This is a genomic window from Roseateles sp. (assembly GCF_039595595.1).
In the GTDB taxonomy this organism is placed as follows: Bacteria; Pseudomonadota; Gammaproteobacteria; order Burkholderiales; family Burkholderiaceae_C; genus Roseateles.
Genome location: NZ_JBCNLG010000003.1, coordinates 183,313 through 201,449 on the forward strand (window position 1 = coordinate 183,313; position 18,137 = coordinate 201,449).

Genomic DNA, 18,137 nt, shown 5'->3' on the forward strand with positions numbered 1-18,137 from the left:
TCACCACCGATAACCGAGCTTGGCGAAGTACTGCCGCCCGTTGAAGCCGAAAGGCGAGAACTGGCTGTAGGTCAGGATGCCGCCGATGGCATTGGCCGTGATCACGCGGTCCGGATAGCGGTTGGTGAGGTTGTCCACACCGGCGCTGACCTGCCAGGCGCCCTGCTCCCAACCCGCCGACAGATCCAGCAGCCAGGCCGGCGCGAAAGTCTGATCGTTCGCCGCGTTGGACTGGCGGACGATGAAGCTCCCATAGCGGCTCGCGGCCGCGCGTCCGATCCACGGGCCCCAGCGGTGCTCGGCGCTGAGCACCAGCTTGTCCTTCGGCGAGCCGACGGTGGCCCGCGCCAGCGTCACGCGGTCGATCAGCTCCAGGCCATTGGCCGTCAACAGCGCGGGGTTGTCGTCGACATGGCGGATCGAGTTCCTGTTGTGGTTGAACGCGACGGTGTACTGCCCGCGGCCCGCGGCGCCCCAGTCCTGCTGCCAGGTGCTCACCAGGTCCACGCCGCGCGTGCGCGTGTCCAGCGCGTTCGTGAAGTAGCGGCCGGCGCTGACCAGCACGCCCTGGGCCGCGAGCTGGCTCCGCAGCGCCGCCGGCAGCGAGAGGTTGGCGGAAAGCAGGATCCGGTTGTCGATGTCGATCTGATAGACGTCGACGGTCGTCTGCCATTGCGGCAGCGGCTGCAGGAGCAGGCCCAGGCTCAGGTTGCGGGACTTCTCGGCCTTGTGCGGGCGCGCGCCGAGCGCCGCGGCCGCGGCTGATTCGACCGGGAAGGTCCCTGCCTCGACGAGCGCGCCATTGATCAGGTTGGTCGAGGTGGTGGCGAAGTACTGCTGCGCCAGCGAGGGCGCGCGGAAGCCCGTCGACACCGTGCCGCGCAGCGCGACCGCGGGTGACCAGGCATAGCGGCCGGAGAGCTTGGCGGAGGTGGCCGAGCCGAAGTCGTTGTAGTGCTCGGCCCGCAGCGCGGCGGAGGCGCTGAAGGCCTGCGTGACGCGGCCTTCGAGGCTCGCGTAGGCGGCGACGTCATGGCGCGAATGCGCGCCGGCGTTGCCCGGCTGGAAGCCCGGGAAGCCGGAGGCGCCGCCGGACTGATAGGAGGCGGGTTCGCCGGCATCGATCTCGTAGCGCTCGCGGCGCGCCTCGGCGCCGAGCGCCAGCGTCCACGGCGCGATGAGGCCAAGGTCGACCTCCCGCGAGACATCGAGGTTCAACACCGTCTGCTGATTGCTGAGCCGGCCGGCATCGAAACGTGTGGGACTGGCGTTGCCGAGCGAATAGTTGGCCGTGTTGGCGACATCGATGTCGAAGCGGTTGCGGCCATGGTTGACGCTGGCATCCCAGGACCACCCGGCCCATTCACCGCGCAGGCCGGCGATCAGACCGAGGTCAACGCTGGTGCTCTGCTGCAGCGGGAGGAAGCCCTCGGGATAGAGCCCGGCGACGTTGTTAGCGACCGCGGTGGCACGGGTGCGCCAGAACGCCGCGGTGACCGTGTCGCGATGGCTGAGCGTGGCGACGGCGTAGGCCTGCAGGCTGCCGGCGAGCGGCAGTTCCGCGTTGAGCACGGCGGATTGCTGATGGCTGTCCGGATCGCCGAGCCGGTTGTTGATCTGGCCGAAGCGCGGTTCCGTGGCGGCCTCGCGGGTGTCAAGGCCGGCGCGATTGGTGCGCTGCTGATGGCGGTTCTCGAGCGCGATGCGCAGCCAGCCGTCCGCGCCCAGCGCCAGACCGGCGCTGGCGGACTCGGTGTGGCGGAAGCCGTCGCCGGCGTCGGTCTGGCCGGCCTCGATGCCGGCACTGCCGCCGCGCGCGCCCTTCTTCAGCACGATGTTGATCACGCCCGCGATCGCATCGGAGCCGTACTGCGCGGCGGCGCCATCGCGCAGCACCTCGACGCGCTCGATGGCCGCGAAAGGGATGGTGTTCAGGTCGACGGGCGCGGAGCCGCGGCCCTGCGTGCCGTTGATGTTGACGACCGCGGTGGTGTGGCGGCGCTTGCCGTCGATCAGCACCAGCGTCTGGTCCGGCGAGAGGCCGCGCAACTGCGCGGGCCGCACGGCATCGGAGGCATCGGTCAGCGACGGACGCGGGAAGTTCAGCGAGGGCAGCAGCTGTGCGAGCGCCGTGGCGAGCTCGGTGGTACCGGTGCGCTGCAGGTCGGCGGCGCTGAGGACGTCGACGGGCGACTCGGACTCGGCGATCGTGCGGTTGATGCGGCGCGTGCCGGTGACGACGACCTGCTGGAGCTGATCCGCCGATGCCACCGCCGAAGGCGATGGGCTTTGAGCGTGCACCGACGGCGCGAGGCTGGCGATGGCGGCGAGCGCGACGGCGCTCAACGGGATCTGGGGGCGGTACCGGGGAGCAATTGACGAGCGAAGGGACATGGGGGCTTTCGAAGATTCATCGATCGGAAGAATCCCATAGCCTGCGTGAGCCGGCATGCCCAGGCAAAGAAGCTCGGCGCAGATGCTCATGAGGAGGGCGTAGTCGACAGGTAAAGAGCGAAGACCGACGTGCAGCGCTCAAGCCCGAAGCCTGTGATCGATCTTGTCGCGGATCGCGCGCTTGTCGTCGAGCCCGAACACCATGTCGTTCGCCACCTTCGCCAATCGCTCGATGTCGGCCTTCGACACATCCCCGAGATCATTGACGACCACCAGGGAGTCGAAGCTGCCCGCGTAGGTCTTCAGGTGCTGAAGCGTGATGGCGGTCAACCGCGCCTTGTCCGCCCCCTTGACTCCGAACAGGTAGAGCGGTGCGCGAGCCCCTTGAACGTAGAAATCGATCGGATAGTTCTCGCTCGCGGGAACGTCCGGGTCCACATAGTCCCTGATCAATCGATCACCACCGACGACATCACGAAGGACAGAGTCGAGATCGTCATAGAACGTGGATTCGACTCGTCCACGGCTCCAGAGCCCAAGATCCTCAAGACGGCAGATGCAACGCCCCAACCGGAACAAGCCCTGCACGAGTTCGTCCGCGCCGGCTTTGACGACCAGTTCCCCGTCCTGATCCGAAACGCCGCACTCTCGCAGAACCTGTTCATAGAGCTTGCCGCGCGCCCCGCTGAGAAGTTTGGTGAGATCGTTTTCGTAGCTGAGCCGCATCAAGGTCTTGGCGAGATCGCTCAATCGCCAGCCTTCCCCCTCCTGCGAGAGGTGGATGACGGGGTGATCGCCGTCACGCCCTTCAAACGGCAGCGACACCATGAGCTGCCCCAATCGCTCGACGACTTGCACTTCGCGACAGAGCATCGCGCACAGCTGCTGCTGAAGATTCGTTCGACTCATGTTCAGCGCCCCCTTTCGAGTAGCTCTTCCGCAGGCTCAATGCTTGCGCCATCCAGGTCCAGCGGCAGATTGGCAATGGCGCACAAGCCAGCGAGATGCCGCGTCGCGCCGACGAGATCGCCATAAGCCTCGCAATGCTCGGCAAAGTGTTCCGGTTTCATTCCTTCGGCGATGTATCGCTCGGTGGCGAAGTGCACGTGGCATCGATAGTCGAGGCGGGCCCCTTCCAGCGGATTTCCGTGAAGGTGATCAGGCCCATTGCACCGCACAAGCGTCAGATCCTCACCATCACCGTCGAGCACGCTCAATCCGCATGAGAAGGCGCTCGGATCCACCAGGTTCTGACGCTGATAGACGCGGAACCGGTGCCGGCCGTCCACGCTCTCGACGTCAAAGGTGCGTCGCCTCGACTTCTTCTGCTCCGTCCACCGCACCCTGGGATTGCGCACGGCCTTCGGCATCTCGATCAGCGACTTGATCGACTCGTCTGTCATCCATTGCTTCATTGACCCCGCCCTTGCTTCACCTGAAACCGACGGTCAGTCTAGGCACGCTCCAGCAGGTCGATTTCAAACGAGTTGGCATGAACGCAACGCTTCGCGGCGCGCCGGCCGGTCCGCCGCTCACACCGCCGGCCGCTGCGTCTCCCCCCATTGCGGATTGATCAAAGCGAAGGTCTCATGGTCGCGCCAGGCGCCGTCGATGAACAGGTAGCGCGGGCTGAAGCCCTCGCGCTGGAAGCCGAGCCGCTCCAGCACCCGGCGGCTGCGCTGGTTGTCCGGCCGCACCGACGCCTGCACCCGGTGCAGCGACACCGCCGGCCCGAACCCCTCGTCGAGCAGCCGCCGCAGCGCCTCCTGCATCAGCCCGCCGCCAACGCAGGCGTGATCGAGGCTGTAACCCAGCATCGCGCTCTGGAACACGCCGCGCACCACCTCCGACAGCGCGCATTGGCCGATCACGCGCTCCGGCGCGTCGTGCAGCGAGAGCCAGAAGCGCCAGGTCGTGCCCGCGTCGAAGGCGGCCTCCTCGCGAGCGAGCCGCGCTCGCGTCACCTCGAGCTCCCAGTGGTCCGCGGGCCGCGTCGGATCCCAGCGTGCGAAGTGCTCAACGTTGCGCGCCTGATAGTCGATCGCGGCCTCGGCCAGCGCAGGCGTCGAGGCCCGCATCCACAGCCGGTCCGTGCGCATCTGCTTGAGCGGCGAGCCCGCGCGGCGGCCCGTCATGAGGGAAGAGGTAGACATCCCGCCACTGTAGTCCCGCCCCACATGACCAACGACGCCTCGCGAATGCAGGTGCACAATCACGCCCGCCGCCTCCGGCCCCCTCCCCTCCCTCGGCCCATGCCCCGCTTCAGCCGCTCCATCCGCCTGTGGATGCTCGCCCTCACGGTCGCGAGCCTCCTGCTGGCATGGCCGTTGCACGAAGCCCGGCATGTGAGCCAGCCCATCGCCGAGCAGGTGGCCAACGCAGCAGCCGTCTTCGACGCGTCGCTGAACGCGTCACTGAACGCCGCAGGGCTCGTCGATGCCGGTGCCGACGATCACGACGACACTGGGTCTTCCGAAGCGACCGGCGCCGGCTGCGCCTGGTGCCTGTTCCATGCGCAGCACGCCATCGCCGCGCACCTGCCTCCGCCCTTCGTCTTCCACGCCGAAGCCAGCGCGCCTCCCGCCGCTCCGCCGCGCGGCCTCCCCACCGGACGCTGCGCGCTCGCCGCCGATCCCCGCGGGCCGCCCCAGGCCTGACGCGTCCGTCTCCGGGCGCCTGACACCCCCGTTCGCCTCGCCCGCGTCCCGTCCGCGCCATCAGCGCCGGACGGCCGCCGCGCATCGCGCCATTTCCAGCCCAGCGCTGCCCTGAACGGATCCCGCGATCCCGCGCGGCAGCCTGCCCGCGCGCGCCTGCTCTCCGGCGCGCCGCGGGGCTTGTCTCGTCCTGCCATGAACCTCTCCACATCCCCTGCCCTGGGCCGCCGCTTTGCCTTCGCGCCGGCGCGCCTGTCCTTCGCGTTGTCGCTCGCCTTCGCCTCGTGCCCGGCCCCTGCCCAATCCACGGATGCGCCCGCGTCGTCCGAAGCACCGCCCTCCGCGCAGGCGCTGCGCCGCGTCGAGGTCTCCGGCCGCGCCACGGCGCCGGCGCGCCAGCCCGGCGACCGCAACGAGCTCTCGCTCAAGCCCGCCGCCCTGCCCGCCGCCGTCCAGCATCTGGGCGAGGAGGACATCACCGCCACCAACATCGGCCGCGACATCTCCAACGTCTTCCGCCGCGTGCCCGGCGTGCTGGCCCATAACATCGACCAAGGCGAGACCGGCAACGGCTTTCGGATGCGAGGCTTCGCGACGCAGGGCACGCACGGCGCCGACACCGCCATCCTCGTCGACGGCGTCCCGCAGAACATCCCCTCCAGCCAGGGCGGCGCAGGCCACGGCCCCGCCTTCCTCGAATGGCTGAGCGGCGACATGATCGGCGGCATCGATGTCGTGAAGGGACCAATCTCCGCGCTCTTCGGTGACCAGAATCGCGCCGGCGCGGTGGACATCCGCACCCGCGACGCCGGCGCGGCGACGCCCTCCAGCCTCGGCGTGACCATCGAACGACACGGCCTTCGCCGCGCCTCGCTGGTGCTGTCGAGCACCCTCGGCGGCGGCGCGGACAGCGCGCTGGCGGCGATCGACTCGCTGCTCATCGCCGACGTCTATCGCAACGACGGCTATCGCCGCGACTCCCGCACCGACCGCGACACGCTGTTCTGGAAGCTCGGAACGCGCGTCGGCGACGCCCGCTACAGCCTGCGCCTGACCCGCTACGTCGCCCGCTTCGACGCCGCCGGCTACCTGCTGCTGCCCGACCTGGAGCGGGGCCTGGATCCCCGCTCGACGCAGGCGGGCAATCCCGGTTTCGGCAACGCGCGCCGCACGATGCTGGTGCTGAACCGCGCGCCCGCCGACGGCGACATCGGCTGGCATGCGACCGCCTACGCCGAGCGCTTCGACCGCACGCGCGGCCTCATGACCAGCGCGACGCAGCACACGGTGGGCGTGGACCATCGCAACATCTTTGGCGGCCGCGCGCTGCGCCATCTGCGGCTTGGTGAAGACGCGACGCTGCTGCTGGGCGCCGAGGCCCGCGCCGATCGCGGCGACGCCTTCCGCCGCATCGAAGTCCGCCGCGCCGCCACCGGCAACTACGTCAACGCGCACGACCTGGACCTGCTCACTTATGGCGTGTTCGCGCAAGCGCAATGGCGGGTGCTGCGCGATCTCAAGCTCAGCGCCGGCGCGCGCCACGACCGCTTCGACTACGACATCGCCAACCTCAAGCTGCCGGCCGCCAGCACCGGCTACCGCAAGGGCGTGACGACGCCCAAGCTCGGGGCGTCCTGGTCGGTGACGCCGTCGCTGGAGCTGTTCGCCAACATCGCGCAGGGCATGCGATCGCCGGCCGCCGAGCAGATCAGCAGCAGCGGCGCGCCCGGCCCGCTGGGCGCGCCAGGCGGCATCGTCAGCGCGGTCGCTCCGAGCAAGGTGCGTTCTTATGACGCCGGCTTTACCGCCGCGCCGCTCACCGGCTGGACGGTCTCCGGCACCGCCTACCTCATCCAGAACGACGACGAGATCACCGGCCAGCTCGATGGCTCCTTCAAATCCGTCGGCGACACCTCGCGCAAGGGCTTCGAGCTCGATGCACGCTGGCAGCTCGCCCCCTCGACCAGCGTCTACGCCAGCGCCGCCCGCATCGTCGAAGCCTCGATCAACAACCCCGCCCCCAATACCGGCGCGAAGCTGCCCGTGCCCGCGCGTCAGTTCAAGGCCGGCGTGCAGCACCGCCTCGCGCTCGGCCCCGGCCGTCTGACGCTGAACGCCGATGCCTACTACCTCGGCGGCATTCCGTACTACGCGGGCACGCCGCAGACGCAAGAACGCACGATGCCCGCCTACACGCGCTACGACCTGCGTGCGAGCTACGACTGGGCATCGATGCAGGCCACGCTGTACGCTGTGTTCCAGCCGCGGCGCTTCGCCTCGGAGATCGCCTATGGCAGCGCGGCCGGGCTGATGCTGTCGCCGGTGCCGCGCAGCACGGTCGGCGCCTCGCTGAAGGTGTTCTTCTGATGAGCGCCGCTCCCCTGCTCGAGACCCGGCGCCTGGTCATCCGCCGCGGCGATCGCATCACCCTCGACGCCCTGGACCTTCAGGTGCCCGCCGGCTGCGTCTACGCGCTGCTGGGCGGCAACGGCGCCGGCAAGACCACCGCGCTGAACGCGCTGCTGGGCTTCGTGACCGCGGCCTCCGGCCAGGCGCTGGTGGACGGCATCGATGCCTCGCGCGATCCGCATGCGGCACGCGCGCGGATCGCCTACCTGCCGGAGAACGTCGCGCTCTATCCCTACCTCAGCGGCATCGAGAACCTGCGCTACTTCTGCACCCTGTCGGGCCTGCGCCTCTCCCTGGACAGCGCCCGCGCGCTGCTGCGCGCGGCCGGCTTGCCCCGCGAGGCGCTGGCGCGCCGTGTCGGCGGCTATTCCAAAGGCATGCGGCAGAAGGTCGGTCTGGCGATCGCGCGCGCCCGCCAGGCCCGCGCGATGCTGCTCGACGAGCCGACCTCGGGCCTGGACCCGTCGGCGGCGAACGAGTTCGCGCGCGGCGTGCTCGCGGCGCGCGATGAAGGCCTGGCGATCCTGATGGCGACGCACGACCTGTTCAACGCGCTGCAGGTCGCGGACCGCATCGGCATCCTGCGCGACGGCCGGCTGGTCGCGGAACTCCAGGCGCGCGACGTCGCGCACGACGAGCTCGAGCGCATCTACCTGCGCCACGCGCGCGCCGCGGATGAGGTGTCGCCATGATGGGCGCGCTGGTGTTGAAGGAAACGCGCGCGCTGCTGCGCGACGGCCGCCTGTGGATGCTGGGCGGGGCGCTGTTCCTGCTCTTCGCGGCGATGCTGGCAACGGCCCAGTCGGGGCTGCGGCAGGCCGGGCAGGAACGGCGGGAGGTCGAGGCCGCGTCGCGCTCGCAATGGGATCACCAGGGCGAGAAGCACCCGCATCGCGGCGCCCACTTCGGGCTGTACGCGTTCAAGCCGGCGTCACCGCTGTCCGGCGTCGAGCCGGGCATCGACGCGCAGGCCGGCCAGGCGCTGTGGCTGGAGCCGCACCGGCGCAACATGGCGAAGTTCGCGCCCGCGGCCGACGCGCCGCCATCGATCGGGCTTGGCCGCCTGACGCCCGCCTTCGTGCTGCTGACGCTGGTGCCACTGCTGATCGCGGTCCTTGGCCACGGCACGGTGGCGCAGGAGCGCGAGTCCGGCACGCTGCGCCTGCTGCAGGCCTGCGGCGCGCGCGCCCGGCCGCTGGTCCTGGGCAAGTGGCTGGGCCTGTGCGCGGGCGTTGGCCTGGTGCTGATGCCCGCGCTGCTGATCGGCGCGTGGCTGGTCGTCGACCGGCGCGGCCTGCCGCAGGCGCTGGTGCTGGGCGCGGCGCTGATCGCGTACTACGCGGTGTGGGCGGCGCTCACCGTGCTGGTGTCGATGCACAGCCGCAGCGCGCGTGCGGCGCTGCTGGTGCTGATCGCGGCGTGGGTGATGACGATGTTCGTCGTGCCGCGCCTGGGCGCCGCGCTGGTCGAGCGCTCGACGCCGCTGCCCACTGGTCAGGCCTTCTGGGACGCGATCGCCAGGGACATCGAGCAGGGTCTGCCCGGAGACGGCACCGCGAGCGAGCGGCTGCGCGCGCATGAAGCCGCCCTCCTCGCCGAGCACGGCGTGACCCGGCTCGAGGATCTGCCCTTCGGCGCGAATGCGAAGCGGCGGATATTCCGCGACGCCTATGCGGCGCGTGTCCACGCGCTGCACTTCAGCGCGCTGTGGGAGGCGCAGTTGCGCCAGCAGGTGCTGCTGCGCGGCATCACCTGGCCCAGCCCGATGGCGCCGATGCGCGCGATCGGCAGCGCGCTGGCCGGGACCGATCTGGCCCATCGGCGTCACTTCGAGGACGCCGCCGAGCAGTACCGGCAGCGCTTCACCACGCTGATGGATGAATGGGACCTGCGGGCGACACGTGGCGTCACCTCCTTCGACAGCAAGTACGCAGGCGATGCGCAGTGGCAGGCGATGCCGGTCTGGACTTATGAGCCTCCCGGGATTGGCTTCGCGCTGCGCTCGGCGTGGCCGGACTTCGCGGCGCTCGCGCTGTGGCTGGTGGCGGCGCTGACCGCGCTCGCCCTCACCGCGCGGAGAGTGGCCCCATGAAGCGCTTGAACGTGTTGCCATCACTCGACATCTGGCGCGCCGAGGGCCTGAGGCTGCGGCGGTTGCCGCTGGCGCGGGTGACGCTCGGCGCGCTGCTGACGGTGTTGATCGCGGTCTCGACTGCGGCGGGGCTGGAAGCCCGCGCGTGGCGACAGGCCGCGACGGAGGACGAGATCCGGCTCGCTGCCGCGCGCCAGGCGGCGCTCGGCCAGTTCCGCGAGAGGCCGCCCGGACCGGCCGCCGCGCAAGCCACGTACCAGCTCGGACGCGGTGAACTCGGCGCGACGCGCATGCCGGTGGGCGATGGGCTGGCGCTGGGCGTTCAGCGGCTGGAGGTGCTGCCGGTCCGCGAGAAAGCGACGCTCGACAGCCGCCATGTCGACGCCCGTCCGCTGGGCGCGCTGCGCAATCCGCTGCTGACCGAAGGCGGCCTGCCCGGCGTGCCCGCGATGGTGGCGCTGCTGTTGCCGTTGGTCGCGCTGGCGCTCTGCGCCGGCCTGCTGCAGGAGGAGCGCGAGCAGGGCCGTCTCGGCCTGCTGCGCGTGCAGGCCAGCCATGGACTCGCGCCGGTGATGGCCGCGGCGCTCGGCTGGCGATGGCTGGCGCTGTGCGGCGTCGCGATGCTCGGCACCTTGCCGGCGCTGCTGCTGGATCCGGGCGCGTCCTTGGCGGCCACCACGTTCTGGGTGGCGGCGCTCGCGGCGTTCGCCGCGGTGTGGGTGGCGCTCGGCGGCCTGCTGTCGTGCCTGCCCGTCTCGGGCGCCGCGGCGATGCTCCTCGCGCTCGGCGCTTGGCTGCTGCTGACCTTCGCGGTGCCGGCCGGCCTCGCGGTGCTGGCCGAGCGCGCATCGCCGATGCCCTCGCGCCTCGCGGCGATCATCACGATCCGCGACGCGCAGCAGGACAGCGAGGAGCGCGAGGACGCGCTCGCGCGCGCCTGGTACGCGAGTCATCCGGACGTCCCCGCCTCGCTGCCGGCGGTCTGGCCCGCGAGCTTCGTGCCGCGCGTGCTCGAGCAGGACAAGCGGCTGCGCCCGCTGATGCGCCGCTTCGACGAGCGCCGCCTGAAGCAGGCGGCATTCGTCGAGCGCTGGGCGTGGGCGTCGCCCGGGCTCGCGCTCGTGCTGACCGGCGAGCGCCTCGCCGGCACCGACACGGCCAGCCACGCCCGCTACCTGCGCGAGGTCGATGCCTTCGAGGATCGCTGGCGCGCGTTCCTCGTCCCCAAGGTGATGGACCGGCGCGGACTCAGCCCGGCGGACATCGGCGGTTTGCCTCGCGCGGGCCCGCCACCCAAAAACTCGCCCCGTTCGTGACATTGTTCGCTGGTTTTTTGTAGTCGTTCCACTACAAAATCGACGAAACACTACAACGCAATGGCGCCCGCTTCCCGCGAAGCCCGCCGTCCGTTGGCACCCGGCGCGCGGCGCCAGGAGACGAGGCGCAGTTCATGACTTCAGAATCCCGACCTCCCGCCGCGGAGGACAGCCCGCCACAAGCGGGACGGCACGCCGTGCTGGCTGACAGCCGGTACGCGGACGACGACACCGGCTTCGCCCTCTCCGCCTTCGCCGACCCGCCCGACGCCGCCGCGCTCGACGAGGCCCTGGCGTCCTCCACCGTGATCGCGCTGGTGGGCTGGCCCCAGTTGCGGCGGCTGCCCGCGGAGCAGCAGGTCGACATCGCGCGGATCTGCGCGCTGCTGGCACAGTCGCCATCGGCCAGCTTCCTCATCCATCGGCGGCTGGATCTGCCCGTGGCGGCCGTGCGGGCCTCGCTCCGCGAACTGCGCCACCAGGGATGCCTGCGCGCGGCCGGACGAGCCGCGGCCACAGCCTCCCCGGTGGTCGGCACCGAGGAGCCGGCGCGCGCCGACAGCCTCTGGAGCAAGCTGCTCAAGCGGCTGAGGAGCTGAGGATGGAAAGCCGCATCCTGTTGCTCGGTCCCGTCCGCGCCGGCAAGACGACCGCCATCCGCGCGATCAGCGACATCGAGACGGTCGACACCGACGTCCGCCCGTCCGACGAGGTGGCGCTGCTGAAGGCGACCACGACCGTGGCCATGGACCTGGGCGTGGTGCGGCTCGATGAACGCGACCGCATCGTCCTGTACGGCGCGCCCGGTCAGGAGCGCTTCGACTTCATGTGGGAGATCCTGTTGGAGCAATGCGAAGGCGTGCTGCTGCTGATCGACGACAGCGCCCAGGATCCGGTGGCGGATCTGGCGCACTACTACGCGCTGCTGATGCGGCCCGGCCAGAAACGCCGTCCGCTGATGGTCGGCGTGACCCACGTTGAAGGCCGTTCCGATCACGACCTCGCCCGTTATGACGCCGTGCTGCGTCCGGCCCGGGCCGCCTGCGGCTGCCTGTCCTGCTCACCGCCGGTGCAGGCCCTGGACGCGCGCGAAAGCAATGAGGTGCGGGCCCTGCTGATCGGGCTGGCCGCCATGCTGGAAGTCCAGCAGCGCTTCAGGAATCGCCCTTGTCTCGCATGAACGTCCTGGCGGAACACGGCGATGCGCCGGACGGCCCGATGCTCGCGCTGCGAGGCTTCGGCGTCTCGTATGGCGAGCGCCGTGTCCTGACGGACATCGATCTCGATCTGCCCGGCCAGGGCGTCACCGTGCTGCTGGGTCCCAGCGGCACCGGCAAGTCCACGCTGCTGCGGACCCTGTCCGGCGCCAACGACGCACACCCCCTGCTCCGGCTCGACGGCCGCTGGCGGTACCGGGCGGCGGGGCAGCGCCCGCCGCTGGTCATGCAGAAGACCCAGTTGATGATCTCCAGCGTGTTCGAGAACCTGGTCGATGGATGGCCGGAGCGCTCGCGCATGACCGCTCGCGAGCAGACCGGGCATGTGTCGGCGTGGCTGGACTCGCTGGGCCTGCAGCGCCTGATCGGGCACCTGCGGTCCGCCGTGCTCGACCTGCCACCGGCCGATCAGCGCCTGGTGGCCATCCTCCGCGCGGCGCTGCATGAGACACCGCTGATGCTGGTGGACGAACCGACCGCTGGCTTGCGCGCGGATCACACGGCGGCCATCGTGGACCTGCTGCGACTGCTCGGGACGCAGCGCTCGCTGCTGGTGGCGATGCATCACCTCGGCCACGCCCGGGCGGTGGCGGATCACGTCCTGCTGATCGCCAGCGGGCGCGTCCAGGAGTTCGGGCCGGCCCACGCCTTCTTCGGCGGGCCGCGCTCGGACGCCGGACGCCAGTTCCTGCGCACCGGGTCCTGCCCCGAGGAACCGCTCGCGGTCATCGGCGCCGACACCCATGAGGCCGCGGCTCCCGAACCCGAACGCCTGGCGCCCGCCGTGCCGCCCGTCATCGCGCCCGTCATCGCGCCCCTCATCGCGCCCGCGATGGCGCCAGTGAACGCGCCCGCGCCGGCCCGTGCCCGTTCGCTCGGCCCCACCGGCTTCGCCTGGCTGATGCCCGGACAACTCGCCGGCACGCCATGGCCCGGCCTGGTGCATCCGGCGGACTACGACCTGAGCCTGTTGCAGGACGCTGGCGTGACGCGGCTGGTGTCGCTGACGGACCGGCCGTTCGACGCCCGGCGGGCCGCCGCCTGCGGCATGTCCGTCAGCCACGAGGCCATCACCGACATGCAGCCCCCGACGGCCGACCAGGCGCTGCGCCTGTGCCGCTGCCTGGACGAGTGGCTGGACCGCGCCGAGGTCGTGGCCCTGCATTGCCGCGCGGGCCTGGGCCGCACCGGCACGCTGCTGGCCGCCTACTGGATCTGGCGTCATGGCGGGCGCCTGGACGGGGGCCAGGCCTTGCGGGAGGTGCGGCAGCGTCATCCGGGATGGGTGCAGTCCGCCTCGCAGATCGAATTCCTGAACCGATTCGCGCGCGCCGTCGCGGGCGCGCCGCAGGCCTTTGCGGGCCTGTCGCGGCGGGCGCCCGAGGCCCGCGCTTCCCTGTTCCCCTCTTAGCCGTTCCCTGGCTTCCCTGTTCCTCTTCCAACGAAAGGCATCCCATGTCCAAACTTGACGCGGCCCTCCAGAAGGCCATCACGAGCGTTCCCGATTGCGTCGCCACCGGTTTCGTCGACCTGGCCTCCGGCATGCTGCTGGGCGTCAAGACCGTCGACTCGCATCCTCAGGAGGTCATCGAGATGCTCGCCGCCGCCACCGCCGACCTGTTCCAGGGCCCCAGCGTGGTGGCCATCGAACGGCTGTTCCGCTCGGCCCGCGGCGTGCCCGAGGACGGCCATCACTACTTCCAGGAGATCATCGTGAACAGCGACAACCTGATTCACGTGTTCCTGCGCGGCAAGCGCCAGCAGCAGGTCGCCACCTTCGTGTGCCGCAAGGGCGCCAACCTGGGCATGGTGCTGACCAAGGCACGCATGGCGATGCCCGAGGTGGAAGCGGCGCTCTGAGCGTATGACACCCCTCGAGGCCCTCTCCACGGCGCAGTGCAGCCAGGCACGCTCGGTGCTGCGCGCGCTGCGCGGCGATCACCACGCCATCGAAGCCTGCGCGTTGATGACCAGCGACGGCCGCGTGGTGGCCTCCGTCCTGAGCCCGGACATCGACCCGGACCGTTTCGGCGCGATGTGCGCGGCGCTGCTCGCGCTGGGCGGCCGCGCCGCCCGCGAGGCGCAGCGCGGCGAGCTCCAGCAGTTGATCCTGGAGGGGCAGGCGGGTCCCGTCCTGCTCACGCGCACGGGCGAGCACGGTGTACTGGCGGTCGCGGCATCGCCCGAATGTCCGCTGGGCCGCCTCCTCATCGGAGCGCGGACCGCGGCGCAGGCGATGGCCGGCCTGATGGGCGGGGCGCGGTGACCGCCCTGCGCTACGTCGATCTCACGCCGCTGGGCGTGATGCGCGGCCTCTCGGGAACGCGCCGCGATGACGCCAGCATCCTGCTGCAGGCGCTGCTGCGGCGGGACCCCGGCCGCGCCTGGGATCCCGGCGAGTTCGCGGCACTGCCGGCCAGGCCCTTGAAGGTCTGGGCCCGCCTGATGTTCGAGCTCCAGGGGGCGGGCTGCATCGACACCTCGCTCACGCGGCCCGGCAATCCGGACCGGCACTGGGCCGGCATCCAGTCGGACCTCGCGGCGATGGTGGCGCTGGGCGCCTCGCAGGCCACGCTGCTCGACGGCGACGGGCTGGTGCTGGCGCAGGCCGGCGGCGCCCCGGACCTGGCCGCGCCGCCCGCCGACGTGCGCGTGCCCTTGAAGATCGGCGACGGCGCAAGTGCCGCCGCCTATGCTCTGGTCCTGCGGGGCCTCGCGCATGAGCGATGCCCGCCGCTCGTGCGGCTCGCGCGCCGTCTGGCGCGCCAGGACGTGCCGCTCGTGGCAGCCGCGCCGGCTGCGCCGCTGGAGGCCGCCCGCCCGCTCGAGGACCTGCTCGCCTGGGAACTGCGCAGGCTGGCCGACCAGTGCCCCGGCCTGCTCAGCACGGCGATCGCCTCGCGCGACGGTCTGGCGCTGGCCGCGACCGGGATCGTGCAGCCCGACGCGCTTTCGGCGACGTCAGCCTTCCTCCTGGACGAGATGGACACGCACCTGCGTCCGCTGCGCGAAGGCGCAGGCGCCCGGGAAGTGCTCGTGTGGACCGACAGCGGTCCGTGGTACTTCTCCGCCATCGGTGCGCTGCCGTACCTGCTGGCGCTGCACGCCGCGCCGCACGTGCCCGCCGCGCTGCTCCGCCATGCGGGCGCGCAGGGCTGCGCCCGCATGACCGCGCTGCTGGCCCCCTTGAACGCGGCCTGAGGCCGCGCCGCTTTCCGCCTTTCCACCCCTGCCTCCTCGACGCGCCATGACATCGACCGCCCTTGCCGTCTTCGGCATCACGCATGCCGACCTGCCCACCACCGATCTGGCGCGGGCGCTGCGCATCCATCGAGACCTGCTGGGCTTCTGCGAAACGGCCAGAGGCGACGGCTGGATCGATCTGGACGCCGGCGGCACCATCACGCTGCGCCTGGTGCAGGTCACTCGGGTGGAACATCGCTGCACCCTGCGCTTGCGTGTCGGCGATGTGCAAGCCTGCGTCAACGCGCTGGTCCTGAGCGGCCTGACGCTGACCCAGGCCGCGCAGCGCAGCGCGGAGTCCACGCTGGCCGCCACGCTGCGCGACGAGGATGGCCACGCGATCTGCGTCTGGCGTCATCTGAGCGAAGACGAGTACGACACCGCGCCGGAACTGCCCAAGGTCAAGACCTGGAGCCCGGAGGCCGACGCGCTGTTGAAGCAGTTGCTGAAGGGGGTGCCGGCGCTGTTCCGGGCGCTGGCGCGCCGCAAGGTGACCCGCGTGACGGAAAGCCTGGCCGGTCCGCAGCACAGCGTGGGCACGGAGGATGTCATTCGCGGCTTCATCCTCGCCAGCCCGCGCATCACGCGCGAGCGCAACCGCAAGCCGCTGCTGGAGGCCGGCATCGACGTCTCCAGGTATCAGGCGGAGTGGGACGCGCCCTAGCCCTCATCATGGCGCCTGGCCCGGCGCGGCGCCCAGGTGCCTGGCCAGGAAGCGCTCCATGCGGCCGTAGAAATCGGTCTTGGTCGAGAGCATCCGCCAGGCGTGGCCTTCGCCGGGGTAGGTGACGTACTCGACCTGCGAGTGACCGGCCTTCTCGAGCGCGCGCCGGAGGTCGCTCGCGTGGTCGATCGGGACACGGCGATCGTCCAGGCCATGGCCGATCAGCAGCGGCGCCTGGAGGTCGGCGGCGCGGCGCAGCGGAGACGTGCGGCGCAGACGCTCGGCATCCGCTTCCCGGTCGCCGATCAACGCGACCAGGCCGTAGCGGCGGGTGACCTCGCTGGCGTCGCTCCAGCTCAGGCTGAACAGGTAGTCGAGGTCGGTCACCCCGGACCAGCTCACGCCGCAGCGGTATTGGCCCGGATCCTTGATCAAGCCCATCAACGCCGCGTAGCCCCCATAGCTCGCCCCTGCGATGCAGACGCGCTTTGGATCGACCCAGCCTTGCTTGACCGCCCAGGCCAGCGCATCGCTGATGTCGTCCTGCATGGCCAGGCCCCACTGGCGCCAGCCGGCCCTGAAGAGCTGCTCGCCATAACCCTCGCTGCCGCGGAATTCGGGCTCGATCACGACATAGCCGCGCGAGGCCAGGAACTGCGCCTCGTCGTCCCACATCCAATGCGTGCCGCGCACGTAGGGGCCGCCATGGATCAGCATCACCGCCGGGCGCGGACCCGCGGCCCGGCCCCTGGGCATGGTCACCATCACCGGGAGCTCCAGGCCGTCGCGCGCCCGGATCCGGCTGAGTTCCCGCGTGGCCATGTCGGCGGCACGGATCCAGGGCCGCGAGGCGCCAACGGCGCTCAACTTCTTCGCCGCGTGGTCATAGACATAGAACTCCTGCGGCTGGGTGTCGGACCAGGAGGTCACCAGCACCCTCTGCGTCTTGAGACAGCGCCGGCACTCCAGCTGGTTGACCCGTCCGGGCAAGGCCTGGTCCACCGCCGCCTGCATGGCCTTCAGCACGGGGTCGAACCAGTGCGATGACGGGGCGTCGTTCTCGTAGTACAGGCCCAGCAGCCGACGGCTTTCCGGATCGAAGACGGCGCCGCCGTCGAAGTCGAACCCCTGCAGCGACACCAGCGGCTGGGCCTCCGGCTTCAAGGTCTCGGGATCGACGCGATAAAGCGCCATCGTGCCCGCCGGCGAGCGATCCACCACCAGGCGCAGGCCGCGGCCATCCGAGGCGAACGGCATGACCGTGGGCGACCGCACCACCTCCCCCTCCTGCGCCAGCTTCCAGGCGCCGGCCTGCTTGTAATAGAGCGCCGTGCGGTTCTCCGTCAGCGTCGTCAGCGCCCATGGCTCGCCCACGGCGTCCAGCCACCAGCCGACCGCGTTCTCCGGAGCCTGCGCCTCGAGCACGCGGCGCTGCTGGGTGTCGACGTTCAATCGCGCCAACTGCGCCGACTTCAGGTCCCAGCGGACGTCAAAGCGGCCGTAGCCCACGATGACTTCGCCGCTGTCGTCGTCCGGCACGCCATAGAGCGACCACTGGAAGGGCAACGCCCGCGTGATGATGCTCGAATCGATCCGGCTCTCCTGCGCATAGCGCGTCAGGATCAGTTGACGCCGCCCGGAGCCATCGCGCTTGACGGTCCACAGGCCCGAGGTGTTGGAATCGCTGCGCTTGCCGCCTTCGTCCTTGCCCGAGGTGTACACGAGCCGGTCGCTGCCCACCCAGGCGAAGTACGCGATGTCGGAATCGGAAAAGCTCTCGACCTGGGTGATGGTGTTGTCGCGCTCCAGTTCAAGCACCGCCAGCGCGCTGCGACCGCCCGGCGCGCTGACGACCAGCGCGATCGCGCGCCCATCGGGCGAGATCTTCGGACGGCGGACCTGCGGATCGCGGAAGAAATCGGCGATCGGCGGCGGCGTGCCGGCGGCCGCCGGCACAGTGTTGGCGCCCCCCTGGGCCATCGCGCCGAGGCTGCCAAGACCCAGCACACCGAGCGCGCACAGCCGCGCGAGCACGGCGCGGCGCCTTCCCTTCGTTTCGGTCATTCCTCTCCCCCTGATTGAAAGCATTTTCGTGAGGCCGGATTCTGTGACGGTTCCAGGCCAACATGAATCAGCAAGTTCCAG

Annotated in this window: 17 protein-coding genes; 12 read left to right on the top strand and 5 right to left on the bottom strand. The window is 70.8% G+C overall.

Annotated features, from left to right (window positions below):
- The 4 genes from ABDW61_RS05965 to ABDW61_RS05980 form a co-directional block, all read right to left on the bottom strand.
- A complete protein-coding gene (locus tag ABDW61_RS05965; protein WP_343637203.1) occupies positions 1-2,394 on the bottom strand; it encodes a TonB-dependent receptor in 2,394 nt (797 codons plus the stop codon).
- A 138-nt stretch (positions 2,395-2,532) separates the two neighbouring features.
- Positions 2,533-3,303: a DUF1828 domain-containing protein gene (locus ABDW61_RS05970; protein ID WP_343637205.1), complete on the bottom strand. Its 771-nt coding sequence runs from the start codon at positions 3,301-3,303 to the stop codon at positions 2,533-2,535.
- Positions 3,304-3,305: 2 nt separating this feature from the next.
- A complete protein-coding gene (locus ABDW61_RS05975) occupies positions 3,306-3,809 on the bottom strand; it encodes a hypothetical protein (RefSeq protein WP_343637207.1) in 504 nt (167 codons plus the stop codon).
- 117 nt (positions 3,810-3,926) lie between these two features.
- Positions 3,927-4,547, bottom strand: a complete 621-nt coding sequence (locus ABDW61_RS05980) for a GNAT family N-acetyltransferase (protein WP_343637209.1) — start codon at positions 4,545-4,547, stop codon at positions 3,927-3,929.
- A 99-nt stretch (positions 4,548-4,646) separates the two neighbouring features.
- Between ABDW61_RS05980 and ABDW61_RS05985 the strand changes: the two genes are divergently transcribed.
- The 12 genes from ABDW61_RS05985 to ABDW61_RS06040 all read left to right on the top strand — a co-directional run bounded on the left by ABDW61_RS05985 (position 4,647) and on the right by ABDW61_RS06040 (position 15,992).
- A complete protein-coding gene (locus ABDW61_RS05985) occupies positions 4,647-5,051 on the top strand; it encodes a DUF2946 family protein (RefSeq protein ID WP_343637211.1) in 405 nt (134 codons plus the stop codon).
- 195 nt (positions 5,052-5,246) lie between these two features.
- On the top strand, positions 5,247-7,418 hold the full coding sequence (locus ABDW61_RS05990) for a TonB-dependent receptor (RefSeq protein WP_343637213.1): 2,172 nt from the start codon (positions 5,247-5,249) through the stop codon (positions 7,416-7,418).
- On the top strand, positions 7,418-8,152 hold the full coding sequence (locus ABDW61_RS05995; RefSeq protein WP_343637215.1) for an ABC transporter ATP-binding protein: 735 nt from the start codon (positions 7,418-7,420) through the stop codon (positions 8,150-8,152). The genes ABDW61_RS05990 and ABDW61_RS05995 overlap by 1 nt, the downstream gene beginning before the upstream one ends.
- Positions 8,149-9,552, top strand: a complete 1,404-nt coding sequence (locus tag ABDW61_RS06000; protein ID WP_343637217.1) for a DUF3526 domain-containing protein — start codon at positions 8,149-8,151, stop codon at positions 9,550-9,552. The genes ABDW61_RS05995 and ABDW61_RS06000 overlap by 4 nt, the downstream gene beginning before the upstream one ends.
- On the top strand, positions 9,549-10,868 hold the full coding sequence (locus ABDW61_RS06005; RefSeq protein ID WP_343637219.1) for a DUF3526 domain-containing protein: 1,320 nt from the start codon (positions 9,549-9,551) through the stop codon (positions 10,866-10,868). Before ABDW61_RS06000 ends, ABDW61_RS06005 begins: the two co-directional genes overlap by 4 nt.
- A gap of 134 nt (positions 10,869-11,002) precedes the next feature.
- Positions 11,003-11,467: a hypothetical protein gene (locus ABDW61_RS06010; RefSeq protein WP_343637221.1), complete on the top strand. Its 465-nt coding sequence runs from the start codon at positions 11,003-11,005 to the stop codon at positions 11,465-11,467.
- 2 nt (positions 11,468-11,469) lie between these two features.
- The gene (locus ABDW61_RS06015; RefSeq protein ID WP_343637223.1) at positions 11,470-12,048 is read left to right on the top strand and encodes a GTP-binding protein; all 579 of its coding nucleotides are present in this window, start codon (positions 11,470-11,472) and stop codon (positions 12,046-12,048) included.
- Positions 12,045-13,496, top strand: coding sequence for an ATP-binding cassette domain-containing protein (locus ABDW61_RS06020; protein WP_343637225.1), 1,452 nt, complete (start codon positions 12,045-12,047; stop codon positions 13,494-13,496). Before ABDW61_RS06015 ends, ABDW61_RS06020 begins: the two co-directional genes overlap by 4 nt.
- A 44-nt stretch (positions 13,497-13,540) precedes the next feature.
- The gene (locus ABDW61_RS06025; RefSeq protein ID WP_099861251.1) at positions 13,541-13,945 is read left to right on the top strand and encodes a hypothetical protein; all 405 of its coding nucleotides are present in this window, start codon (positions 13,541-13,543) and stop codon (positions 13,943-13,945) included.
- Between the two features lie 4 nt (positions 13,946-13,949).
- A complete protein-coding gene (locus tag ABDW61_RS06030; protein WP_343637228.1) occupies positions 13,950-14,351 on the top strand; it encodes a roadblock/LC7 domain-containing protein in 402 nt (133 codons plus the stop codon).
- Positions 14,348-15,286, top strand: coding sequence for a roadblock/LC7 domain-containing protein (locus ABDW61_RS06035; protein WP_343637230.1), 939 nt, complete (start codon positions 14,348-14,350; stop codon positions 15,284-15,286). Before ABDW61_RS06030 ends, ABDW61_RS06035 begins: the two co-directional genes overlap by 4 nt.
- A gap of 46 nt (positions 15,287-15,332) precedes the next feature.
- Positions 15,333-15,992, top strand: coding sequence for a DUF2621 family protein (locus ABDW61_RS06040; RefSeq protein ID WP_343637232.1), 660 nt, complete (start codon positions 15,333-15,335; stop codon positions 15,990-15,992).
- 6 nt (positions 15,993-15,998) lie between these two features.
- On the opposite strand, the gene ABDW61_RS06045 is transcribed toward ABDW61_RS06040, so the two are convergent.
- Complete coding sequence (locus ABDW61_RS06045) at positions 15,999-18,056, bottom strand: alpha/beta fold hydrolase (protein WP_343637234.1); 2,058 nt, start codon at positions 18,054-18,056, stop codon at positions 15,999-16,001.
- Positions 18,057-18,137: the final 81 nt, after the last annotated feature.